General features: G+C 68.9%; 19 protein-coding genes and 1 pseudogene. 6 read left to right on the plus strand and 14 right to left on the minus strand.

The genetic code is table 11. The features are described 5' to 3' along the window. Nucleotides 1-11: 11 nt before the first annotated feature. The 6 genes from AB0J74_RS17940 to AB0J74_RS17965 all read right to left on the minus strand — a co-directional run bounded on the left by AB0J74_RS17940 (nt 12) and on the right by AB0J74_RS17965 (nt 8,121). Nucleotides 12-743 carry an ABC transporter ATP-binding protein gene (locus tag AB0J74_RS17940; protein WP_363449103.1) on the minus strand — a complete coding sequence of 244 codons (732 nt, stop codon included), beginning with the start codon at nt 741-743 and terminating at the stop codon, nt 12-14. Beyond that, nucleotides 740-2,548: a branched-chain amino acid ABC transporter ATP-binding protein/permease gene (locus AB0J74_RS17945; RefSeq protein WP_363449105.1), complete on the minus strand. Its 1,809-nt coding sequence runs from the start codon at nt 2,546-2,548 to the stop codon at nt 740-742. Before AB0J74_RS17945 ends, AB0J74_RS17940 begins: the two co-directional genes overlap by 4 nt. Beyond that, nucleotides 2,545-3,414: a branched-chain amino acid ABC transporter permease gene (locus AB0J74_RS17950; RefSeq protein WP_363449107.1), complete on the minus strand. Its 870-nt coding sequence runs from the start codon at nt 3,412-3,414 to the stop codon at nt 2,545-2,547. The genes AB0J74_RS17945 and AB0J74_RS17950 overlap by 4 nt, the downstream gene beginning before the upstream one ends. A gap of 71 nt (nt 3,415-3,485) precedes the next feature. Next, complete coding sequence (locus tag AB0J74_RS17955; protein WP_363449109.1) at nt 3,486-4,640, minus strand: ABC transporter substrate-binding protein; 1,155 nt, start codon at nt 4,638-4,640, stop codon at nt 3,486-3,488. Between the two features lie 56 nt (nt 4,641-4,696). After that, the gene (locus tag AB0J74_RS17960) at nt 4,697-6,472 is read right to left on the minus strand and encodes a thiamine pyrophosphate-binding protein (protein WP_363449111.1); all 1,776 of its coding nucleotides are present in this window, start codon (nt 6,470-6,472) and stop codon (nt 4,697-4,699) included. Beyond that, nucleotides 6,469-8,121: an aldehyde dehydrogenase family protein gene (locus AB0J74_RS17965; RefSeq protein ID WP_363449113.1), complete on the minus strand. Its 1,653-nt coding sequence runs from the start codon at nt 8,119-8,121 to the stop codon at nt 6,469-6,471. Before AB0J74_RS17965 ends, AB0J74_RS17960 begins: the two co-directional genes overlap by 4 nt. On the opposite strand from AB0J74_RS17965, the gene AB0J74_RS17970 reads away from it, so the two are divergent. The 6 genes from AB0J74_RS17970 to AB0J74_RS17995 all read left to right on the plus strand — a co-directional run bounded on the left by AB0J74_RS17970 (nt 8,090) and on the right by AB0J74_RS17995 (nt 15,452). Further along, complete coding sequence (locus tag AB0J74_RS17970) at nt 8,090-8,857, plus strand: IclR family transcriptional regulator (RefSeq protein WP_363449115.1); 768 nt, start codon at nt 8,090-8,092, stop codon at nt 8,855-8,857. The genes AB0J74_RS17965 and AB0J74_RS17970 overlap by 32 nt on opposite strands. A gap of 35 nt (nt 8,858-8,892) precedes the next feature. Then, the gene (locus tag AB0J74_RS17975; protein ID WP_363449117.1) at nt 8,893-10,062 is read left to right on the plus strand and encodes a CoA transferase; all 1,170 of its coding nucleotides are present in this window, start codon (nt 8,893-8,895) and stop codon (nt 10,060-10,062) included. Continuing rightward, nucleotides 10,059-10,862 carry a citryl-CoA lyase gene (locus AB0J74_RS17980; protein WP_363449119.1) on the plus strand — a complete coding sequence of 268 codons (804 nt, stop codon included), beginning with the start codon at nt 10,059-10,061 and terminating at the stop codon, nt 10,860-10,862. Before AB0J74_RS17975 ends, AB0J74_RS17980 begins: the two co-directional genes overlap by 4 nt. 232 nt (nt 10,863-11,094) lie before the next feature. Next, the gene (locus tag AB0J74_RS17985) at nt 11,095-12,084 is read left to right on the plus strand and encodes a ThuA domain-containing protein (protein ID WP_363449121.1); all 990 of its coding nucleotides are present in this window, start codon (nt 11,095-11,097) and stop codon (nt 12,082-12,084) included. Nucleotides 12,085-12,103: 19 nt separating this feature from the next. Beyond that, complete coding sequence (locus AB0J74_RS17990; protein ID WP_363449123.1) at nt 12,104-13,957, plus strand: PHB depolymerase family esterase; 1,854 nt, start codon at nt 12,104-12,106, stop codon at nt 13,955-13,957. Nucleotides 13,958-13,961: 4 nt separating this feature from the next. Then, the gene (locus AB0J74_RS17995) at nt 13,962-15,452 is read left to right on the plus strand and encodes a hypothetical protein (protein WP_363449125.1); all 1,491 of its coding nucleotides are present in this window, start codon (nt 13,962-13,964) and stop codon (nt 15,450-15,452) included. A gap of 10 nt (nt 15,453-15,462) precedes the next feature. Here AB0J74_RS17995 and AB0J74_RS18000 read toward each other — a convergent pair. From AB0J74_RS18000 to AB0J74_RS18035, 8 genes and pseudogenes are all read right to left on the minus strand, one after another. Continuing rightward, nucleotides 15,463-15,942, minus strand: a pseudogene (locus AB0J74_RS18000) (GrpB family protein); the annotation flags it as partial. Between the two features lie 28 nt (nt 15,943-15,970). Further along, nucleotides 15,971-16,246 carry a YciI family protein gene (locus AB0J74_RS18005; RefSeq protein ID WP_363449127.1) on the minus strand — a complete coding sequence of 92 codons (276 nt, stop codon included), beginning with the start codon at nt 16,244-16,246 and terminating at the stop codon, nt 15,971-15,973. Between the two features lie 14 nt (nt 16,247-16,260). Continuing rightward, complete coding sequence (locus AB0J74_RS18010; protein WP_363449129.1) at nt 16,261-17,160, minus strand: amidohydrolase family protein; 900 nt, start codon at nt 17,158-17,160, stop codon at nt 16,261-16,263. Further along, complete coding sequence (locus AB0J74_RS18015; protein ID WP_363449131.1) at nt 17,153-18,274, minus strand: VWA domain-containing protein; 1,122 nt, start codon at nt 18,272-18,274, stop codon at nt 17,153-17,155. Before AB0J74_RS18015 ends, AB0J74_RS18010 begins: the two co-directional genes overlap by 8 nt. Continuing rightward, nucleotides 18,261-19,127 carry a MoxR family ATPase gene (locus AB0J74_RS18020; RefSeq protein WP_363449133.1) on the minus strand — a complete coding sequence of 289 codons (867 nt, stop codon included), beginning with the start codon at nt 19,125-19,127 and terminating at the stop codon, nt 18,261-18,263. The genes AB0J74_RS18015 and AB0J74_RS18020 overlap by 14 nt, the downstream gene beginning before the upstream one ends. Continuing rightward, complete coding sequence (locus AB0J74_RS18025; RefSeq protein ID WP_363449135.1) at nt 19,127-20,125, minus strand: molybdopterin cofactor-binding domain-containing protein; 999 nt, start codon at nt 20,123-20,125, stop codon at nt 19,127-19,129. Before AB0J74_RS18025 ends, AB0J74_RS18020 begins: the two co-directional genes overlap by 1 nt. Next, a complete protein-coding gene (locus AB0J74_RS18030) occupies nt 20,122-21,498 on the minus strand; it encodes a molybdopterin cofactor-binding domain-containing protein (RefSeq protein WP_363449137.1) in 1,377 nt (458 codons plus the stop codon). Before AB0J74_RS18030 ends, AB0J74_RS18025 begins: the two co-directional genes overlap by 4 nt. Beyond that, complete coding sequence (locus AB0J74_RS18035) at nt 21,498-21,998, minus strand: (2Fe-2S)-binding protein (protein ID WP_363449139.1); 501 nt, start codon at nt 21,996-21,998, stop codon at nt 21,498-21,500. The genes AB0J74_RS18030 and AB0J74_RS18035 overlap by 1 nt, the downstream gene beginning before the upstream one ends. Nucleotides 21,999-22,004 lie beyond the last annotated feature (6 nt).

Consider the following 22,004-nt stretch of genomic DNA (forward strand, 5'->3'; position numbering starts at 1 on the left):
AACGGCGGTTCTCAGAGTCCGAGGTAGATCTTGCGAACCTGTGGGTCCTGGCGCAGGGACGCGGAAGCACCGGTCATCGCGACGATGCCGTTCTCCATGACGAGGCACTCGGTGGTGACCTCGAAGGTCAGTTCGGCGTTCTGCTCGACCAGCAGGATGCTCAGCCCGCGTTCGTTGAGCTTCTTCAGCACGTCGACGATGTCGCTGACCAGCTTCGGTGACAGGCCCATGGACGGCTCGTCCAGCAGCATCAGGCGCGGCGCCGACATCAGCGCGCGCCCGATCGCCAGCATCTGCTGCTGGCCGCCGGACAGGGCGCCGGCCAGTCGGCCACGCATCTCGCGCAGGATCGGGAACAGCTCGTAGACCTCGTCGAGGGTCTCCAGCGCCTCGCCGCGCCACCGGCGGGTGTAGGCACCGAGCAGGAGGTTCTTCTCGACGGGAAGGCCGGGGAAGACATGCCGTCCCTCGGGCACGTAGCCGATGCCGTGACGGACCATGTTGCGGCCCGGCACGCGGGTCAGGTCGTGGTCGCCGAAGCGGATGGAGCGCACCGTGCGGGGCACCAGGCCCATGAGCGCCTTCAACGTCGAGGTCTTGCCGGCCCCGTTGGCGCCGATGATACCGATCGACTGTCCTGGTTGGATGGTAAAGGAAACCTCACGCGCCGCTGTCACTCCGCCGTAGCGCACGGACAGCCCGTCGACGACGAGGGTGCCGATCTCGGTCGTTGTCGTCGTCATCGCTGGACCTCCGTAGCGACCGGCGCTGGCATCGCCATCGATTCGCCGAGGTAGGCCTCGATGACCTCGGGCGAGATGGCGACCACGTCCGGCGGCCCGTCGGCGATGATCGCACCGTGTGCGAGCACCGTGACGTGGTCGCACAGCGACATCACCATGCCCATGTTGTGTTCGATCACGACGACGGTGACGCCATGCTCGCGGATGGAGCGGACGATGTCGCAGAGTTGGCGCACCTCGTCGCCATTGAGGCCCGCCGCCGGTTCGTCGAGCAGGAGGAGTCGCGGCCGGGCCGCCATCGCGCGGGCGATCTCGACCCGGCGCTGTATGCCGTAGGGGAGCGCGGTGGGAAGGCCGCCGGCGAAAGCGGTCAGGCCGAAGCGGTGCAGGAGCGCGTCAGCCTCCCGCCGCAGTGCCCGGTCGCGCCGCCAGACGCCGACCGGCGCCAGAAGGTAGCGCCAGGTGCTGCGGGCCCGCGTCGGGTCGAGAGCGACCAGCACGTTGTCGCGGACGGTCAACGCCGGAAACAGTCGTAGGTTCTGAAAGGTGCGCGCGATGCCGGCGTGTGCGAGCGCGAACGGGCGCGCGGCGGTAACGTCGCGGCCGTCGAGTCGGACCCGTCCGGCGGTGGGCCGGTAGAGGCCGCTGACAACGTTGAACAGGGTGGTCTTGCCCGAGCCGTTGGGGCCGACGATGCCGCGGATCTGGCCGGCCGGGACCTCGATGCTGACGTCGCGCAGTGCCTTGACGCCCCGGAAGTGCATGCTGAGGTCGCGTACCTCCAGGATGGGCCCGCCGGTGGCGGGATCGGCTGGTTGGTACGGCTGGAAGGTGGTGAGCGCGCCGGCCGTGTCCGCGCCGGCGCGACGGAGACCGAGGCGGGCGCCCACCCCGTGCAGCCGTCTCGGCAGGCCGGCCAGGCCCGTCGGGGCGAAGACCACGGTCAGCACGACCACGCTGCCGTATGCCACCTGTGCGTAGGTCGGGTAGTCGATCAACACCTCGCGGACGAGGGCGAGGGCGATGGCCCCGACCACACAGCCGACCAGGCTCTGCCGACCGCCGATGATCACCATTGCCAGCAACAGGAACATGTTCGCGATGCTGAACGTCTCCGGGGCCACGTACCCGATCAGACCGGCGTAAAGGACGCCGGCGACGCCGCCGTAGACGCTGGCGAGCAGGAAGGCCGTCATTCGCAGCGTCGGCACCTCGACGCCGACCGCCCCTGCGGCCAGCGAGTCGTCCCGCATCGCTCTCATCCGCCGGCCCAGCGACGTGTGCACGACGAACAGACCAAATGCGAGGGTGAGGGCGAACAGCACCAGTTCGAGGTAGTAGAAGAGGTAGTCGCTGCTCAGATCGACGCCGGGCAGCGCCGGGCGGGGAATGCCCGCCACGCCTTCGGCACCGCCGGCGAGCGAGGAATTGGTGACCCAGTTGGTGAACGCGAGCGCGAGCCCGAGCGTGACGATGCCGAGGTAGTGCGACTGCACCCGCAGCGCTGGTGTGCCCACGACCAGCCCGACCGCGGCAGTGGCGAGGACTGCGGTGGCCGCTGCGGCCCAGAAGCCCCACCCCTCCTTGACGGTCAGCACCGCGGTCGCGTAGGCACCGACGCCGAAGAAGGCGACCTGCGCGAGGTTGATCTGGCCGGCGACACCCATGCACAGGCCCAGCCCGACGGAGAGGATCGCGTACAACAACATCACGTTGACCACGTGCATGGTGTAGGAGTTGAGCTGGTAGGGCAGCACCCAGGCCAGGATCGCCAACAGGGCCACACCGCCGAGGCGGTATCTCATGCGCGGTTCACCGTCCTCTCGCCGAAGATGCCGGTCGGGCGGATCATGATGATGACGGTGAAGATGAGGAACGTCACCAGCTCGGAGTAGCCCTGGAACTGGCCGGCGGCGAACGAGTCGATGATCCCGATGCCGAGTCCGCCGACGATGGCACCCGGGATGCTGCCGAACCCGCCAAGGATCGCGCCGGCGAAGCCCTTGATGCCCAGCGACCCACCCATCGCAGGGCTGACGTATAGCAGTGGCCCGACGAGTCCGCCGGCGAGGGCGGCGAGGCCGGCACCGATCATGAACGCCATCGCGTTGCTGCGCCCGACGTGGATGCCGACCGCCGTCGCGGCCTGGTGGTCCATCGCCACCGCCTGCATCGCGGCGCCACGCTTGGTGCGTTGCAGGAAGAAGACGAGCAGCACGGTGGCGGTGGCCGCGATGGCCAGCACGAGCAGGTCGTAGGTGCGGATCCGGATGCCGCCGAGGTCCAGCGGTGCCGCCGGCACCGGCGACCGCACGGCCCGGCCCGTCGCGCCCCAGATGACGATCGCTAACGCCTCGAGCACGATCCCGAAGCCGATCGTGCCGATCAGCATCAGGTCGAAGTCCTTGTTTTCCAAGGGGCGGAGCACCCGTTCGATGATGATGCCGATCAGCCCGGTGACCGCGATGGCCACGGCCATCGCGGCGGCGAACGGCAGCTTCACCGAGAGGTAGAACGTCGAGGCGATGTAGGCACCTATCATCACCACGCTGCCGTGCGCGAAGTTCACCAGCCCCATCGTGCGGTAGACGAGCGAGAATCCCAGCGCGACCAGAGCGTAGATCGCGCCAAGACTCATCCCGCCGATGAACGTCTGCAGAAAGACTTGCATGACTCTCCCCTGAACCCGTTCCGACGGGAGTCGGGGCGGCCTCCGTCGGGGCCGCCCCGGGTGAAGATTGTTCAGCCCGCGGCCGGGACCAGCTTGCCGCTGGTGATGGTGCCGATGGAGGTGGCGAAGATCCCGACACCCGTTTCGTCGTACGCGAAGTCGCCGAGCAGTCCCTTGTGCTTGACCGCGCGGATGGCGTCGGCAAGGTCCTTGCCGGTCGCGCCATTGCTGTTCTTGAGGGCGGTGAGCAGGATCTGTGCACCGTCGTAGGCCTTGGCCCCGTGCAGTTCGGCTTCCTCACCGGTCGCCGTCTTGTAGGCCGCGGCGAAGGTCTTGGAAGCCTCGCTGACGTCGTTGCTCAGGTAGGGCGTGCTGACGATCGTGCCCTCCACGTTGGCCGCGCCGGCGGTGTCGAGGAAGACCGGGGTCCCCTGCGGCGCGGCGCCCGCGAACGGCACGGTGATCCCCAGGTCGCGGGCCTGCTTCACGATCAGCCCGGACTGCACCTCCTCGGCACCGAGGAAGATGAGCTGCGGCTTCTTCTGCCGGATGTTGGTCAGCGCGGCGCTGAAGTCCTTCTGGTCGGTGGTGACCACCTGGTCGGCGACGGGGGTCAGGCCGCGCGACTGCAGCGCCTTGGTGAACGAGTCGTGCTCACCCTTGCCGTACGAGCCGTTGTTCGTGATCAAGGCGATGGTCTTGATGCCGCGCTGCTCGACGAGGTACTTCGCGAGCGTCTCGTCGTAGGTGAGGCTGGTCGGCCCGTTGAGGAATAGGAACGGGCTCTTGACGGCGATCAGGCCCGGGGACTGGCCCGACGTGATGTTCGGGATAGCGGCCTGCTGGAGGATCGGCGCCATCGCGATGGTCACGGCGCTCTCGGCGGTGCCTATCATCGCGACATATCCCTCGCTCGCGATCTTGCGGGCGACGTTGGTGCCGACGGTCGGGTCGCCCTGGTCGTCGAAGACGCCGATCTCCACCTTGCGGCCGTTGACGCCGCCCTTCTGGTTCCACTCGTCGAAGGCGAGCTTGGCGCCCTTGAGTTCCCAAGCACCGAGGGAGCTGAGCTGTCCACTTTGCGCGTTGGCGATAGCGATCTTGATGGGTCCCGTGGACTCGCCTCCGCCGGCCTGCTCGTCGCCGGGCGGCGAACAGGCGGCGGCGAGGACGACACCGATGGCGAGAAGGCACGCGGCGAGGGGGCGCCGCACACGTCCGATCATGAGTTCACCTCGTTGTCATGTGCTGGTATGGACTTGGTGCGTCGGTGCGCGGCCGCCTACTCGAACAGGCCGTGATAGATGTCCTTGATGTTCCAGTGGCCCGGTGTGGGCACCGGCTCGTTGACCATGGGGACGTCCAGCACCGCCGGACGGCGGGCGGCGACGGCGGCCCGCAGCGCCGGGCCGAGGTCGTCGGCGCTGGCGAGGGTGTAGCCGTCCGCACCGCAGGCCCGGCCGTACGCGGCGAAGTCGGGGCTGTAGGGCTTTCCGTCAGGCCCGGTGAAATCGCACCCGTAGCTGCGGCCGAAGTTCGCGGACTGCAGATCGGAGATCGTGCCGTGGGAACCGTTGTTCATCACGACGAAGATGACGGGGGCGCCCTGCTCGACCGCCATGGGCACGGCCGGCAGTTGGGCGCCCATGCCCCCATCGCCGATCAGGGCGACGACGGTGCGTTCCGGCTGGGCGATCTGCACGCCGACTGCCGCGGCAGGCCCGAAACCCATCGTCGACGCGCCGCCGGGCGTGATGAACCGGCCGTCGTCGGGCAGCTCGTAGCACTGGGCGACCCCGTTCTTGTTCCACCCGACATCGGTGACGAGGACGGCGTCGGGCGGCAGCGCGTCGCGCAGATCGGCGAGGATCCGCTCAGGCCGCAGCGGGAACCGGTCGCTCGTGCCGCGCTGCCGGCTTTCGGCGAACAGTGTCCGGCGGGTGATCGCGATGGTCTCCCGCAGCCCTGCACGGGTGCGCGAAGCCGGCGCCCGCTGCTGCACGGCGGCGTTGATCGCCTCGATGGCGTCGGTGACGTCGGCGACGGCTCCGATCGTGACGGGGAAGTTGCGGCCGATCTCGGCCGGGTCGATGTCGATCTGGATGAGCTTGCCCGGTGGGAACTGCCAGGTGTGGCGCGGATCCCATGAGCTCGCGTCCGTCTCGGCGAAGCGAGTGGCCAGAGCCAGCACGACGTCGGCTTCGCGGGTGTATTGGTTCGTCAGCTCCAGGCCCCAGAACCCCGGCATGCCGAGCACGAGCGGATGGCTGTCGGGCAGCGCCCCCTTGGCCATCAACGAGTGCGCGACAGGGATGTCGAGGTGATCGACGAGCGCGCGCAGTGCGTCGGTGCCGCGCCCTCGGCGCACGCCGCCACCCAGGTAGACCAACGGCCGCTCCGCGGCGACCAGCAGATCGGCGACACGAGAGGCGACGTCGGCGCTCAGCGCCGGTCGCTCGGGCGTTGCCAGTGGGTACGCCGCAGCGCTGTCCCGCGGGACCTGGCGGGAGAAGTGGTCCATGGGAATGCTGAGGAGCACTGCCCCCGGACGACCGGCGGTGGCCGTCCAGAACGCCCGCTCGACGAAGCGGGGCAGGTCGGCCACCCGCTGCACCTGCCAGGCCCGCTTGACGAACGGACGATAAATGGCGGTCTGGTCGGCGTCGGCGTGGAGGTTGACTTCCTGATGGGGGTGACGCCCGTAGTAATAGGAGGGGACGTCGCCGGTGATCACGACGAGCGGCACCGAGTCCATCGCCGCGGTCAGCACCCCGGTGACGGCATTGGTCATGCCGGGACCCACGTGGAGCAGAACGACGCCGGGCTTGCCGGTGGCGCGGGCGTACCCGTCCGCCGCGTGGGCGGCCGCCTGCTCGTGCCGTGCGATGACGAATCTGACGCCGCTGCGGCCCATGGCGTCGAGCAGGGCGATGTTGGTGTGTCCGCAAGTCCCGAAGACATACTCGACGCCGTACGACTCCAGCTGTGCCACCATGGCCTGCGCGGCGGAGACCATGTCCTGTCGGGTGCCGGTGTCCACCAGCTCGTCCACGCTCATCGCGCGCCTTCCTGATCGCCGAACAACGACATGCCGCGCAGCAGGAGTGTCTTGACCACCGTGTAGTCTTCGACCATCCAGCGCGGCGACTCCCGCCCGAACCCGGAGTCCTTGACCCCACCGAACGGGATGTGGTCCAGCCGGAAGTTCGAGGAGCCGTTGACCACCAGGCCACCGACCTCGAGTTCGCGCCACGCGGCGACGATCCGACGGACGTCAAAGGTGAACAACCCGGCCTGGAGGCCGTAGCGGCTGTCGTTGCACGCCGCCACCACCGCGTCGAAGTCGCTGTAGGGCAGCACGCTTACGGCCGCGCCGAAGACCTCGTCGCGGATGAGGCGGGCGTCGGTCGGCGGCGACGCGACGACCGTAGGTGTGACGGTCGCACCGTCACGGGCTCCGCCGGTCGTAATCGTCGCGCCCGCCGCCGCCGCTTCGGATGCCCAGGCGACCACGCGTTGCGCCGCATCGTCGTCCACCATCGAGCCGACGTCGGTGCCTGGGTCAAGGGGGTCGCCGACCGTCAGCCGGCGAACCTCGGCGGTGAATGCTTCGAGGAACTCGTCGTAGCGGTCATGGTGGACATAGACACGCTGGACCGAGATGCAACTCTGACCTGAATTGCTATAGCCGGTCGCAGCGCAGATCCGGGCGGCCGTGGCGATGTCGGCGTCCTCGCAGACGATCGTCGCCGCGTTGCCGCCCAGCTCCATGACCAGACGCTTGGCGCCGGCAGCGCGCGCGACGGCGGCGCCGGTGGCGACGCTGCCCGTGAAGCTGATGACGCCGACCTCCGGCGCCGCGCACAGCGCCGCTCCTACCCGGCCGTCGCCGTGGAGCACCTGTACCGCCTCCGACGGCATGCCCGCTTCGAGAAGCATCTCGACCACGGCCGTGGACGTGGCCGGTGCCTGCGGTGGCGGCTTCACGATTGTCGTGTTGCCGGCCGCGAACGAGGCGGCCAGCTTGTGGGCCAATAGGTTCGCGGGCGCGTTGAACGGCGTGATGGCCAGCGCGACGCCGACCGGCGCGCGATGGGTCAGCACTGTGTTGCCGACACCGCGCGCGAACCCGGCGACCGGCAGCACCTCACCGCCGATCCGGCGGGCCTCCGCGGCCGACACCGCGAAGGTGTCGGCGACCCGGTCGATCTCGCCGAGGCCGTCCTTGACCGGCTTGCCGAGCTCCAGCGCGAGCAGGCGGGCGAGGCGCTCGCGTTGAGCAGTGGCGAGGCCGGCGGCCCGCTCCAGCACGGTGGCCCGCGCGGCCGGCGACATTCGTGCCACCCGTTTGGCGGCGTCACGCGCGTAGGTGAGCGCGGCGGCGACGTCGTCCTCGCCGGCCTGGCTAGCGGTGCTGACCACGCCGCGGACCCAGGGACCGAACCGGTCGAGGCGCGCTCCGGACTTCACCCACTCGCCGGCGACCAGGCCAGGGACCGAAATGGGGTTGTCGAGCATCACGGCTCCTTCACGTGGACCACTGGGTGGTACTTCTGGACCGTTGTGCGGACTAGGTGTAACGTACGGGCGGCAAGGGCCCCTGGCAATAGGCGGTTCCAAATCTGTTACGAGGACATGAAGCCGCACGGGAGGCACGAGAGAGACCATGGAATCCGTGGCCGAAGAGCACTCGATCGACAGCGGCAAAGTCCGAAGTGTCCAGCGTGCGATGGAGATCCTCTCGCTGCTGACCGAAACCCATCCATCCGTAACCATTCGCGAGATCGTCGACCGGACGGGTCTCGCCAAGACCACAGTGATCCGTCTCGTTCAGACACTCGAACAAAACGGTCTGCTGTGGGCCACTAGCCGTGGCTACACCGCCGGCCCTGGGCTGTGGCGCTGGGCCCACCTCGCCCAGCGCAGCTGGGAGGTCCCTCCGGAGACCCGGAATCTGATGCGCGAACTGGCGGCGACCTATCGCGAGACGGTCAACCTCTACATGACCCGCGACCTCAACCGGGTGTGCGTCGCGCAGGAGGAGGGACCACAGGCGCTGCGCCACGTGGTCCGGGTCGGTGACGAGTTGCCCATGTGGGCCGGTGCGTCGTCGAAGGTCCTGCTCCGCGACGCGAACTCGGCGCTGCTGGCCCGGGTCGCTGCCGTGTCGCCGTGGGGCCGCGAGCACGCCGACACGCTGCGCACGTGGGTGGACGAGGCTGCCGCGCGAGGCTTCGCCACCAGTGCCGGTGAGCGGGAGCCGGGGCTGTCCGCGGTTGCAGTTCCGATCACCGGCCGTTCGGCCTCCGTGGTCGCGGCGCTCTGCCTCAGCGGGCCCACCTTGCGATTCACGCCCGACCGGGTTGCCGAGTTCGTCGAGGCACTTCAGCACGCCGCCGCCCAGCTGAACGAGAAGGGGTTCGACCACCCTCTCGCCGGCTGAGGACCGCATCGCACCACCGACCGAGGGATGCACGCATGGACGATCGACCGCTGCGCGGCATAAGGGTCCTGGATCTGACCAACGTCCTGGCCGGGCCTTATTGCAGCTACCAACTGATGCTGCTCGGCGCCGAGGTCGTCAAGATAGAAAGACCGGAGCACGGCGATCTCGCCCGCCGGCTGGGTCCGGAGCCCGCGCTCAACGCGCAGGGGGTCGGTGCGTCGTTTCTCGCCCAAAACGCCGGCAAGAAGTCCGTCGAACTGGACCTCAAGGCCCCGCGGGACCGGGCCACCTTCGAGCATCTGCTCGGCGGCGCGGACGTGCTGCTCGAGAATTTCCGTGCTGGAGTGCTCGAGCGGATGGGCTACGGCTGGAGCGTACTGCGGGATCGGAATCCGCAGCTCGTCTACTGTGCTATCTCCGGCTTCGGCCAGTCCGGTCCCATGAGCCACGCGCCGGCCTACGACCAGATCATCCAAGGCCTCTCGGGAATGATGAGCATTACAGGCACGCCCGACACGGCACCTTTGCGGGTCGGGTTTCCGGTCTCGGACTCGGTTGGCGGCCTTGTCGCCGCGATGGCCATCTGCGCGGCGTTGGCCGGTCGGTCCCGCACCGGCTCGGGATCCTATCTGGACGTATCCATGTTGGAAGCCTCGCTTTCGGCGATGGGATGGGCCGCGTCCAACTACCTCGTCAGCGGTGTGTCTCCGGAACCGATGGGTGGTCAGAACGCGACCGCCGCACCGTCGGGCACCTTCGACTCCGCTGACGGACCGCTCAACATCGCCGCCAACCGGCAAGAGCAGTTCGAGGTGCTGTGCCGACTCGTCGAGCGCGAGGATCTGGTCGGCGACGACCGCTTCGCCGATCGCGAGGCGCGCAAAGCCAACCGGGCCGCGCTGAACGAGGAGCTGAACGCGGCGCTGCGGCGACGCCCTGCTCTGGAGTGGGAACGGATCCTGTCCGAGGCGGGTGTTCCGGCTGCCCGCATCCTGACCGTCCCACAGGCTGTGCGACTCGAACAGCTCCAGTCCCGCGGCTTCTTCACCGACCTGCCGTTTCCCGCGCACGAGGACCGGACTCTTCGAGTCAGCGGCAACGGGGTCCTGGTCAACGGGACCGCGTTGCGGCCGGAGTCTCCGCCACCCTTGCTCGGGGCGCACAACGCCGAGTTCGCCGTCGACGAGGTGGTCACGCCGTGACCGGGGAGTCCACAGTTCGCGACGTAGCCGACTGGTGGGCGACCGCGGTCTCGCGTGTGGAGCCGGACGTCATCGAGCTGCGCGGGCGACCGATCCAGGACGTCATCGCCGACACGAGCTTCGTCGGCGTTGTCTGGCTGCTGCTCCGCGGCCATGCACCCACCCCCGCACAGGAGCGCCTGCTGGAAGCGGCGATGGTCGCCTCGGTCGACCACGGCCCGCATGCACCCTCCATCGCGATCGCGCGGATGGCGGCGACCTGCGGCGTCGGGCTCAACAACGCGATGGCGAGCGCGGTGAACGTGCTCGGTGACTCGCACGGCGGGGCCGGCGAGCAGTGCCTCGAGCTGCTCGCGTCGATCGCGGAACAGCACGGCGGCGGCACATCGCTGCCGGACGCGGCGAGATCGGTCGTCGACCAGTGGCGCGCACACTCGAAATATCTGCCCGGCTTCGGGCATCGTTTCCACCGAGTCGACCCGCGACGAGAACCGCTGCTGCGGCGCGTGGAATCAGCCGTCGAGGCCGGGGTGGTCGAGGGGACCTACCTGGGCGCTGCCAAGGCGGTCGAGGCAATCCTCGCGAGCGGGCGGCCACGCCCGGTTCCCATCAATATCGACGGCTGCACCGCTGTCGTCTACGGCGAGCTCGGCTTCGCCCCGCCGCTGGCGCGCGGCCTGTTCGTGCTCAGCCGCAGCGTCGGAATCCTCGCGCACGCGTGGGAGGAAACCGGCCAGGGACGTCGCAACAAGGGACCAATCCCGCCGGACATCAGGCCAACCGTCGTCGAGACCACCTGACCCAACGCTGATCCTTCTCCGCCGGCCCCGTGCGGACAGCCCACCCTGCCCGAAAACACCGAACCGTTGCGCCTGAATCCCTTACGGCGCAACGGTTTCTTCTTGTCTGGCGGTATACACATGGATATATTGAGCGTACCTCTACGTGGCACATATGGTCCGCCTGGCGGACCTCGTGCGAGGCGCCGGCGCCCCATCGTTTCCTCTCGCCGTCTCAAGCCAAGGAGCTCCCATGCCCTTACGGCGCGGAACCATCGTCAGTACCACTGTCGGAGCGGCCCTCACCGCCGCTGTCCTGCTCACCACCAACTCGCTGCTACCCGCTGGGCCGTCTGAGCCGACCGCCTCGGCACAGACGAAGAACAGCGGCGCCGAGAATCTCGGCCGGCCGGACTACGGCGTCTGCCGCGGAACCGATCCCGACTGCTACCACGACTGGGGCAACTTCCACCCCGCCACCGACGGCTATCGGGTGCTCGTCTACAGCCGGACGGCCGGACCGCGTCACGCTCACCTCGGTCCCGCACTCGCCCCGGGCCTCAACCCTCCGCTGACAGCCGCGAACGCGGCTCAGAACGCCCTGATCAAGATGGGCGCCGAGCACGACTTCGCCGTCGACTGGACGGAGGACGTCTCGCAACTCTCCTCACCGTCTCGGCTGTTCCGCTACAACGCCGTCATCTTCATGAGCACCACCCGCGACGCACTCGACGACGCGGCGCAGACCTCGCTACGCCAGTACATCCGTGGCGGCGGCGGATTCGTCGGAATCCACAACGCCTTTGGCACCGAATACAACTGGGAGTGGTACGAGGGTCTGCTCGGCGGAGCCAACTACTACGACCATGGCCACAACCAGCCCGGCACGGTTGTCACGGCGAGCCGCAAGGACGCCTCGACTGCCGGGTTGCCGTCCCGCTGGGACTTCGCCGACGAGTGGTACAACCTCGTGCCGTTCCCCAGCAACGTGCGCGTCCTGGCCCGGGTCGACGAAACGTCCCTGCCCGAGGGGCCGGTGGGCGGCAGCGGTCATCCCGGGCACGGCCGCGACCACCCGGTGTCCTGGTGCCAGTACTACGACGGTGGGCGGTCCTGGGTCACCACGCTGGGCCACGCCGTCGAGGCATGGACCGACGCGCCGATGCAGGGCGACACCTATTTCCTCTCCCACGTCCTGGGTGGCATCGAGTCGGCGATGGGACGCACCCCCTTCTGCCGCTAGCAACGGAAGGACCATCAGCATGATCGATCGTCGACAGCTGTTGCGCGGGACCGCCGCGCTCGCTGTGTCAACCGCACTCGCACAGGAGGGCCTCGCCTCGCCGGCGATCGCGGCTCCCGCACGGCTCGGCTTGCCGCGACCACTCGACGGCCGCCCGGCTCCAGCCTATGACTACTCCCGGGCCAACAGGCTCCCCCGGGAGATGACCGGCTACTGGACCAAGTCCTTTGACGTGGGCGGCGGTACCCGCACCGCCAAGGTCTACATCTCCTCCGAGACGCCGATCCGCTCCTACTACACGGTGGTCGCCGTCCCGGATGGAGTCGACACGGCCGAATTCCTTCGAGAATGGCGCGATATCGCGGATCGCAGACAGGAGGGGCTGTTCGTCCTCGAGCCGGCAGAGGGTGGCTGGCGCGGCCCGGGCGAGGAGGCCGCTTACGTCGAGGCGGCCATGGCCTTCTTCCAAAGCAACCCGTACTTCTCGGTCTTCGGGCTGCACTACCTGGTCGGATATGGTGCCGGCGCTCCGCCGCTCGAGGCGTGGGCGGTGGCACACCCGCTGCGGGTCATCAGCCAGGCCTACGTCGACTCCGCCGGCCTTGACCCGAGCTATCTCGCGTCCTACGCGGGCCGCGTGTTCGACGGTGAGACCGAAGGGACATACACCGACGTCGTGTTCCCCGACGGCTTCGACCTCATCACCTACCAGCAGGTGGTCCTGCCCACCTGGTACGTGAATCCGAAGCCGTCGGCTGCCGCCAGTCTGGCGTACTGGAAGAAGGCCAACGACACGGTCGAGCGGGGCAGTCACGAGGGCACACTCGGCACCGTCTTCCGACAGCGACGCGGATCGGGTCGGTGGATGACCTCACACGCCGGTCCGATCTCGCAGGTCGCGGTGCGGCACTCGGCGGTTCACCCGCGGCAGGTGGTGGATTTCCTGACCGCTTACACGAGATACGAGAACTTCTTCGCGTACGGCAACCAACTCTACGAGCGTGCCGACTACGACAGACTTCGCGTCCGCGTGCGCACCATGGTGGTCAACGGATTCGTCCGGGAATACCTGGTCCACGTGCCGAGGTCCGCCCAGCGCAAGGCCCCGGTGCTGTTCGTCTGGCCGGGAAACAGCCAGACCGACAGGGTGTTCCTCGACGCCACACAGTGGTGGAAGGTCGCAGAACGCGAAGGGTTCGTCCTCGTCGTGGTCTGTGAGCAATACAGCAACTCGTCGGTTTCGGTCAGCCACCGGGACTCGAACGCCTTCTTCCAACAGCTGCGGAACGTGATGGTCACTGAGTACTCAGTTGACCCGAGCCGCTTCTACTCGACCGGCCAGTCCGCCGGCAGCCAGGTCTCTCAGAACTTCGCCGTCGCCTTTCCCTCGTACTTCGCCGCTGTCGCCTCGACGTCGTCCACTGCCGCTCCGAACGGCGCGGACACCATCAGCATGGACGGCCTGGCGTACCCCGCCTCGCATCAAGCGATTCCTAACTACCACATCTACGGATCCGGCGACCTGGGCTCGCTCACAGGCGGCCTTTGGGACGGCGTCGCGAACAACCTCGACTCCTGGGCCTCGTATCACCTCAGCAACAACGGTCTCACGCTGGCCGACGTCGACACGCTCGACGGCCGGGTGAGCGGGTTCCACGGCCGATTCCGGACCTGGACGTGGAGCGATCGCGCGATTCCCGTTCTGAAGCTGACCAAGAACCTCTACCGCTCACACAACACCACCGCCGAAGAGCCGCCGATGCTGTGGGACTTCCTCAAGCATTACAGCCGCGAGGTGGACGCCTCCGGCAACGTCGTCCGCTACTACAGCGAGTCGGCGTTCCGCGATCCCCGCGACAAGAAACGGATCTGAACCGATGACCAAACGGAAGCTGTTCGCGGTCGCGATGGGCCTCCTCGTGTTGGGCACGACCCCCAGCCCCGCATGGGCCGGCCGCCACGGAGCGTCGCTCGTCAACATCAGCGCGGTGTCGAACTCGTTTGCCACCGGTGTTCCCCAGGTCGCGATCAGCAGGAGCGATCCCAACCTCGTGGCCGTCGCGTGGCGGAAATACGCGCTGCCGATCAACACGAACGCCGACGTGGGGGACCGCACAGCCGAGTGCCACGTCGCGGTCTCGAACAACGGGGGCCGCACTTTCAGAGACACGGACCTGACACCGATTCTCCGGGAACACACCGACGAGGACCTGCCGACCGACCCCGCGCCGGGGCTCTGGTTCTGCAACTGGTCGTGGGTCTCCATCGGAGACGATTCCACGATCTACGCCGGCGGCGCCATGTTCACACCGTTGGGGGACGTTGGCCCCGTACCCAAGCAGGGGCGGGCGATGGTGACGGCGTCGCGGGACTACGGGCGGAGCTGGCGGCCTCCCTCGGTGGGCATCAAATTGGCTAACTTCGCGCCGGGCCTGACGGGTCTCACATGCGCGGACGTGCGGCCCTGCGTCTCGTCGCCGGACGGCACCGACCCGTGGCACACGCCGTGGGACAACGCCATGGGCGTCGCCGCGCCGGGCAGCCGAGCGTTCTACTCGATGGCCGGGGGATACGTGGTCGCGTCCGAGGACCGCGCCAAGACCTTCGGCACCGTATACCGGCTGGACGTGCCAGGCTGGACGATCACGACCCGAGGGAAGATCGACGCTTCACGGTCCAGGTTGGTCGCGCCGATCATCGCGAGCAGCGCGCCGTTCGCCGCGACCTGCCCGTGCCTGGCGATGGCCACCAGCACCGACGAGGGCAAGTCCTGGACCGCTCGACTCGTCGCGGAAGCGGGCGAGTTCAACCCGAGCGGCGCCGGGGATACCGCGCGCTATCCCTTCGCGGCCGTCGATCCCCGCCATCCCCTCCACTACGCCGTGCTGGCCTTCACACCGGATCACCGGTCGGTTCAGGTCTACTCGACAACGAACAACGGCGCCAGTTGGAAGAATGCTGTCGTGCGGCCCGTGTCGAGCAACAGGCCGATCGCACGTGCGGCCAAGGCCGGGTTGGGCTACACCACCAACGGCAAGATTCTGGTGGTGTGGCGTGCTTTCCAGGCGCCTGACAACCCTGATGTTCCCGGCGGACCGGGCGCGTTCGATACCTACGCCGCCCTCCTCGACGAGCACAGGTTCGGTCCGAGCGTGCGGGTGAGCCCGCAATCGTCGACCTATCCGGTGGAAACCACCGTGGGCTCGACCGCCCCGGACGCCGCGGACTACAACCTGAACAATGGCGGAGGCGACTTCTCGACCTGGATCACCGGCGACGACAGGTCTGCATACGTCGCTTTCCCATACGCCCCGCGCGGTGCGGTGCTCGACACCTACCTCGCCAAGATCCCTCTCAAGGCCATGTAGCTTCCCGAGTTCACTCTTCCCACACGTCGACCAACGGCAGACCGCGAGCGGTCCGGGCGGCGTCAACCAGTCGCTGGATGAGCGCGGTCTTCGCTCGGGTGTAGGCGTCTCTGTCGCCGCCGGAAGCGGCCAGTTCGCGCTTGAGCCGTCCGTAGGCGTCGCGGTCGGCCGGATGCTGCCGCAGATGGTCGCGGAGCAGCCGCTGGTTGCGGGTAGCCCAGGAGGCCGCGGTCACCACGTGCAGGTGATAGCCCTCGCGGTGGTAGAAGAGCCGGTCCGGCATCCCGTTGTCGACCCGGCGATAGCCGAGGCCGGCGAGCGCGTCGTCGGCCGCCATCACCGCGTCGAGTGACGGCGCGGCCGCCATCAGGTCGATGATCGGCTTGGCCGGGAGGCCGGGCACCGCCGTGCTGCCGATGTGCTCGATGGCCGAGAGCCGGCCCGGCAGCGCGGCCGACACCTCGTCGATCGCGCGCCGGGCCAACTCCGGCCAGGCCGGTCGTAGTCGCTGACCTGGATCAGTCCGGGAGGCCGACCGTGATCTTCCATTCCCGCAGCTCCCGGTCCTTGGTGACGTTGTGCACGGTGTAGGGGTCCTGCTCGACCAGCGCCTGCGCGGCCGCGAGGTCGTCGGCCGCCAGAACGATGATGCCACCGCTCAGGTCGGCCAGCGGGCCGGCGAGCACGAGCGAGCCGGCGGCCTTCAGCTTCGCCAGGTGCTCCAGGTGGTCGTCGCGCTTGGCGGCGCGCAGGTCGGTGTCGGTGTAGCCGTAGGTCAGGATGAAGTGAGCCATCTGTGTGTGTCCTTTCAGGATGGACCGAGGCCGTAGACCCGGCGGGCCGTACGGGAGAAGACGTCGGCTTGTTCGTCAGGGGTGCGGTGGCCTAACGCCCGGCGCCATGCGTCGGTCAGGTCGGCCGCCGTCGTCCAGAGCTTCTCGACCGGCAGGTTCGTGCCGAACATGGCCCGGGTCGAGCCGAACCCGTCGAGCACCTCGTCGGCCACGAAGCGGATCAGCTCGTCGTCGACCCGGTGCACGAAAGTGCCCTGGCCGGTCAGCTTGACCACGACGTTGGAGCAGGCGGCCAGTTCGGCCATGCCGGCCCGCCACTCGGCGACCACGGCCGGGTCGGTGTGGTCGGTGAGCATCCCGGCGTGCACGAGCACGAACGGCACGTCGGGGTGTTCGGCGACGAGCGCGGCCGCGTCGTGCATCTGCGGTGCGAACACCTGGAGCTCGAAGAGCCAGCCGAGGTCGCGCAGGGCGCCGATGTTGTCGCGGAAGACCGGGTCCTTCATCCGGTCGGGGCCGGAGGCGAAGCGGAACTCGGGCCGCTCGTGCCAGTGCAGTTGCAGGCGGGTGCCGACCACGAGCGGGCTGATCGCCTGTTGGGCGCGCATCACCTCGACCGCGTCCGGTGCGAACAGGTCGGCGCAGCCCACCACGGCCATCGGCCAACCGGTCCGCTCGTGCACCTCGGCGATCCAGCGGACCTCGTCGACGACCCGGTCCATCGGCCAGTTCGGCTGCACGTAGACCGAGGCGCCGATGCCGGCCGCGGCGGCGTCGCGCTGGTATTCGTCGATCAGGTAGTCGCGCCGGATGGGCTCGTAGGGGCCGAAGATGCGCGGCACCATCGGGCCGGAAAGCCAGGGCATGTCGGCCTGGCGCCAGACGTGGTGGTGCGCGTCGACGATCTCAGACATGGACACCCTTTCCAGGAGTACGGGCGAACCGGTCACGTACCGCCGTGAGCGCGGTGTCGAGGTCGCCGACCCCGGTCAGCGCGTCGAGGTCGGGGCGCACGGCCGACATTCCGCGGGTCAGCGGCCGGTAGGCGGGGTCGCAGGCCAACGGCGACCACCAGGTGAGCTGATGTGCCAGCAGCGACAGCCGGCGGACGGCGGCGACCATCGCCGTGCAGTCGCCGCGTTCGAGGCCGTCGGAGAGCACGAGCACCAGGGCGCCGCGGGCCATCGACGCGAACTGGTCGAGGAACGCCTGGAGAGTGGGGCCGATCAGGGTGCCGCCGTCGGCGTCGAGCACCACCCGGGCCAGCGCGGCGAGCGCGGCGTCGACGTCGGGCACCCGCAGCGTCGCGGTGACCCGGGTCAGCCGGGTGCCGAACGTGAAGACCTCGGCCTGGGCGCAGGTCGCGACGACGGCGTACGCGAATCGCAGGTAATCCGGGCTGTGTTGCTTCATCGATCCGGACACGTCGATCAGCAGCAGCACGCGGCGTTCGCGCGGCGGCCGGTGCCGCCAGTGCAGCCGCATGATCTCGCCGTGCGTACGCCGTGATTCGAGGTAGATCGCCCGCAGGTCGACCCGTTGCCGCCGCCCGCCGGTCCGGTGCCGCCGGGATCTGGTCCTCGGCAGCGCCGCGGGTAGCTCGCGACACAGCTGCCGGATCAGCTCGTGCCCGCGCGGGGTGGTGGCGGCGAACCGCCTGACCGCGTCGTGGCCGGCGCGCGCCGCGGCGAGCCCGGAACCGCCCGGCGGGCCCACGACCAGAGCGTCGTCTCCCGCGCCCTCGCCCGGCACCGCGGTCTCGGTCTCCTCCGGCGCCGGTTCCTCGGTGACCACGGTCGCCGCGGCCGACGAACCGAAGAACCGGCGGAACTCCTCGTCGAAGATCCGCAGGTCGGGCTCGGACGTCACCAGCGTCGCGGCGCCGACCCAGTAGAGCTGCCCCATGGACGACGGCGCGAGGGTCTCGATGCCGGCGAGGAACTCGCCCTGCTTGTTGGCCGGCACGCTGACGCCGGCATCCCGCAGGCCACGCAGGAAGCCGAACAGCCGCGCCTCAACGGTCGTCATCGCCGAAGACCTCGACCGCGTGCGCGGCGACCAGGGCGCCGTCGTCGGCGTTCTTCAGCACCAGGCCGAGCGAGGCGCGCTGGGCGTCGGCCCAGTCGGCGCCCTCCTCGGCCAGCGCCAACGATCCCTGCGCCCAGGCGATGGCCTCGGCGATGCCGGGGCGCTTGAGCGGGCTCAGCGAACGGATGACGTTGACCGAGCGCACCAGTTGCGCGGCGGCCCGGGCGCTGAGCCCGGGAGTCTGCGCCTCGACGATCGCGCGCTCGCGTTCCGGGTCGGGGAACGGGATCCAGTGGTAGAGGCAGCGGCGCTTGAGGGCGTCGTGCAACTCCCGGGTGCGGTTGGAGGTGAGCACCACCAGGGGTGGCACGGCGGCGGTGACGGTGCCGACCTCCGGGATGGTGATCTGGAAACCGTCGAGGAACTCGAGCAGGAACGCCTCGAACTCGCTGTCGGCCCGGTCGATCTCGTCGATCAGCAGCACGGCACCGGTCTGGCTGCGCAACGCGCGCAGCAGCGGGCGTTCCAGCAGGAACTCGCCGGCGTAGAGGTCACCGGCCGGCCTGCCTTCGACCTCGGCGGCGCGCAGGCTGAGCAACTGCTTGGGATAGTCCCACTCGTAGAGCACCTGCGCGACGTCGATGCCCTCGTAGCACTGCAGCCGGATCAGCTCGCGGCCCAGGGCGTCGGCCAGCACGTGCGAGATCTGCGTCTTGCCGACGCCGGGCTCGCCTTCGAGCAGCAGCGGCCGGCCGAGCGCGATCGCGAGCCGGATGGCGGTCAGCAGTCCTTCGTCGGCGAAATACCTGCGTTCGCGCAGTTGCTGGCTCAGCGCCGCGTGGTCGAGCAGCATCAGAGCGCGTCGAGTCCACGTAGGACCGACTCCGGGGTGAACGGCATCGTCGTCAACCGCACGCCGCAGGCGTCGAAGATGGCGTTGGCGATCGCCGGGATCGGTGCGTTGGCGGTCATCTCGCCGATGCCCTTGGCGCCGAACGGGCCGTTGGACGCGGGACGCTCCAGGATCACGCTGGTCTGCACCGGGATCTCGGCCGGCCCGGGCATCAGGTATTCGCAGAAGTCGACCGGCCCGTGCGCCCGCGACGCGGGGTAGTAAGGCTCGGTCGACTCGAAGATGGCGTGCGAGACGCCCATCCAGGCGCCGCCCTCGACCTGCTGGGTGGCCATCGCGGGGTTGAGGGCCCGGCCGATCTCGTAGGTGTTGTGCAGGCTCAGCACGGTGACCACGCCGGTCTCGTCGTCGACCTCGACCTCGGCGACCGTGCAGGCGTGTGCCTGGCACGAGTCCGGGTCCATCTCGCCGGTCTCCGGCACCGGGTAGCTGCGCTCCTTGAGGAACATGCCGCGACCCGCGATCTGCTTACCCTGCTTGAAGTGGGCCGCCAGCGCGAGGTCCGAGATGTGGATCTTCTTGGCCGGGCTGCCCTTGAGCAGGACGTAGCCCGTGCCGTCGGTCTCCAGGTCGCCCGCGTCCACTTCCAACTCGTCGGCCGCCACCTGGAGCATCACCTCGCGGGCCTCGCGGGCGGCCATGATGACGGCGTTGCCGACCCGGTGCGTGCCCCGGCTGGCGAAGGTGCCCATGCAGTGCGGCCCGGTGTCGGTGTCGGCGGTGTCGATGATGATCTGTTCCATCGGCATACCCAGCGTCTCGGCCGCGCACTGTGCGACCACCGTTTTGAGACCCTGGCCCAGGTCCACCGAGGACAGGCTGACCACGAACCCGCCCATGGTGGTCGCGTGGATCAGGGCCTGCGACGGGTCGCCGCCGAGGTTCATGCCGGTGGGATAGTTGACCGAGGCGTAGCCGCGGCCGTAGCGCAGGGTCATGCGCCGGCTCCTCTCGGGGTCGTCGACGACATCGCCTGGTATTCCGGCGGCAACTCGTGCCCGACCATGGCCGCGGCCCGCTGGATCACCTCGATCAGCGCGGTGCCCGACGCCACCTTGCGGTGTGCCTTCATGTCGCCGTCGCGGTAGGCGTTGCGCAACCGGAACTGCAACGGGTCGATGTCGAGCGCCCGCGCGATCTGGTCCATCTGCGACTCGATGGCGAAGTCGGCGATGGTGACACCGAATCCGCGCATGGCGCTCGACGGGGTCCGGTTGGTGTAGACGCAGTGGCAGTCGGCATAGACGTTGGGAATCGTGTACGGGCCGGGCATGTGCGCGGCGGCCTTGGTGGCGCCGTAGGGGGAGTGTCGGGCGTAGGCGCCGGCGTCCACATAGAGCATGATCTTGCGTGCGACGATGCGGCCGTCGTTCATGACGCCGTCCTTGATGTAGATGCGCTCGGCCGCCCGGGGCGACGAGACCTGCATCTCCTCTTCGCGCGTGTAGACGAACTTGACCGGCCGGTTGGTGAGCGTGGCCGCGATGCAGGCCAACGGTTCGACCATCACGTCGACCTTGCCGCCGAAGCCGCCGCCGACCGTGCCGCCCTTGACCTGGAGGTCGGTGAACGGCCGCTTGAGGGTCAGCGCGGTGTTGTCGAGGGTGAAGAACGCGGCCTGGGTGTTGCTGTGGATGAGCAGCCGGCCGCCGGCCTGCGGCACCACGATGCAACCGGTGGTCTCGGTCGGCGCGTGCTCGATCGGCGCCGAACTGTAGCGCCACTCGAAGACGTGGTCGGCCTGCGCGAAGCCGGCGTCGACGTCGCCGAACCGGATGCGGCGGGCGTGGTGCCCCTCGTAGACGAAATAGTTGGTGCCGGCCCGCTTGATGACCGGCGCGTCCGGCGACATGGCCTCTTCGACGTCGAGCACGGCCGGCAACTCGGTGTAGCTGACCTTCACCTTGCTGGCGCCCTCGAGCGCGGCCGCCTCCGAGGTGGCCACCACGGCCACGATCGGCTCGCCGACGTAGAGCACCCGGTCCTCGGCCAGGACGGGTTCGTCGTCGGGACCGATGCCGATGAGCCGGAGCACGCCGTACCAGTTGCCCGGCACGTCCTTGTGGGTGATCACCCGCAGCACGCCCGGCACCCGCAACGCCTCGGAATAGTCGACGTCGTCGATCAGCGCGTGGTGGTGTATCGAGCGGTGGATCTTGAGATGAGCCAGGTTGGAGAAGTTCCGGTCCTCGAAGAACTCGGTGCGCCCGGTGACGTGGCCGAGCGCGTCCGAGCGCTGCACCGGGGTGCCGATCACGGTGAAGCCGGACTCGCGCTCGTCCTTGAAGTATTCGTTGTCGATGCGTGCCATCAGAGCGCGGCCTCCTTGGAACCGGTGCGCCGCCGGCGCCGCTGTGCCGCGTCGAGGATCGCGTTGACGATCGGCGCGTATCCCGTGCAGCGGCACACGTTGCCGCTGATCGCCTCGTTGACCTCGTCGCTGGTCGGGTCGGGGTTGCGGGCCAGCAGCGCCTCGGCCGACATGATCATCCCTGGTGTGCAGAACCCGCACTGGGTGGCGAACCCGTCGACGAAGGCCTGCTGCACGTCGCTGAGCGCCTGACCGTCGGCCAGCCCCTCGACCGTCGCGACGTCGGCGCCGTCGACGGTGACCGCGGGCACCAGGCAGGAGACCACGGGCGCACCGTCGAGCAGCACCGTGCACGACCCGCAGGCGCCTTGCGCGCATCCACGCTTGGTGCCCGTGAGGCCGAGTTGCTCGCGAAGGGCGAGCAACAGGGTGGTCTCGGGCTTGGCCATGAACGCCTGCTCGACGCCGTTGACCTTGAGATTCACGATCCTGACGGGCATGGCGTT

It is taken from the genome of Asanoa sp. NPDC049573, assembly GCF_040676615.1.
In the GTDB taxonomy this organism is placed as follows: domain Bacteria; phylum Actinomycetota; class Actinomycetes; order Mycobacteriales; family Micromonosporaceae; genus Asanoa.

What these genes read in the sequence shown, in the direction of transcription:
- AB0J74_RS17940 (WP_363449103.1), bottom strand. Translation starts at nt 743, where the DNA reads ATGACGACGACAACGACCGAGATCGGCACCCTCGTCGTCGACGGGCTG.
- AB0J74_RS17945 (WP_363449105.1), bottom strand. Translation starts at nt 2,548, where the DNA reads ATGAGATACCGCCTCGGCGGTGTGGCCCTGTTGGCGATCCTGGCCTGG.
- AB0J74_RS17950 (WP_363449107.1), bottom strand. Translation starts at nt 3,414, where the DNA reads ATGCAAGTCTTTCTGCAGACGTTCATCGGCGGGATGAGTCTTGGCGCG.
- AB0J74_RS17955 (WP_363449109.1), bottom strand. Translation starts at nt 4,640, where the DNA reads ATGATCGGACGTGTGCGGCGCCCCCTCGCCGCGTGCCTTCTCGCCATC.
- AB0J74_RS17960 (WP_363449111.1), bottom strand. Translation starts at nt 6,472, where the DNA reads ATGAGCGTGGACGAGCTGGTGGACACCGGCACCCGACAGGACATGGTC.
- AB0J74_RS17975 (WP_363449117.1), top strand. Translation starts at nt 8,893, where the DNA reads ATGGACGATCGACCGCTGCGCGGCATAAGGGTCCTGGATCTGACCAAC.
- AB0J74_RS17985 (WP_363449121.1), top strand. Translation starts at nt 11,095, where the DNA reads ATGCCCTTACGGCGCGGAACCATCGTCAGTACCACTGTCGGAGCGGCC.
- AB0J74_RS17990 (WP_363449123.1), top strand. Translation starts at nt 12,104, where the DNA reads ATGATCGATCGTCGACAGCTGTTGCGCGGGACCGCCGCGCTCGCTGTG.
- AB0J74_RS17995 (WP_363449125.1), top strand. Translation starts at nt 13,962, where the DNA reads ATGACCAAACGGAAGCTGTTCGCGGTCGCGATGGGCCTCCTCGTGTTG.
- AB0J74_RS18005 (WP_363449127.1), bottom strand. Translation starts at nt 16,246, where the DNA reads ATGGCTCACTTCATCCTGACCTACGGCTACACCGACACCGACCTGCGC.
- AB0J74_RS18010 (WP_363449129.1), bottom strand. Translation starts at nt 17,160, where the DNA reads ATGTCTGAGATCGTCGACGCGCACCACCACGTCTGGCGCCAGGCCGAC.
- AB0J74_RS18015 (WP_363449131.1), bottom strand. Translation starts at nt 18,274, where the DNA reads ATGACGACCGTTGAGGCGCGGCTGTTCGGCTTCCTGCGTGGCCTGCGG.
- AB0J74_RS18020 (WP_363449133.1), bottom strand. Translation starts at nt 19,127, where the DNA reads ATGCTGCTCGACCACGCGGCGCTGAGCCAGCAACTGCGCGAACGCAGG.
- AB0J74_RS18025 (WP_363449135.1), bottom strand. Translation starts at nt 20,125, where the DNA reads ATGACCCTGCGCTACGGCCGCGGCTACGCCTCGGTCAACTATCCCACC.
- AB0J74_RS18030 (WP_363449137.1), bottom strand. Translation starts at nt 21,498, where the DNA reads ATGGCACGCATCGACAACGAATACTTCAAGGACGAGCGCGAGTCCGGC.
- AB0J74_RS18035 (WP_363449139.1), bottom strand. Translation starts at nt 21,998, where the DNA reads ATGCCCGTCAGGATCGTGAATCTCAAGGTCAACGGCGTCGAGCAGGCG.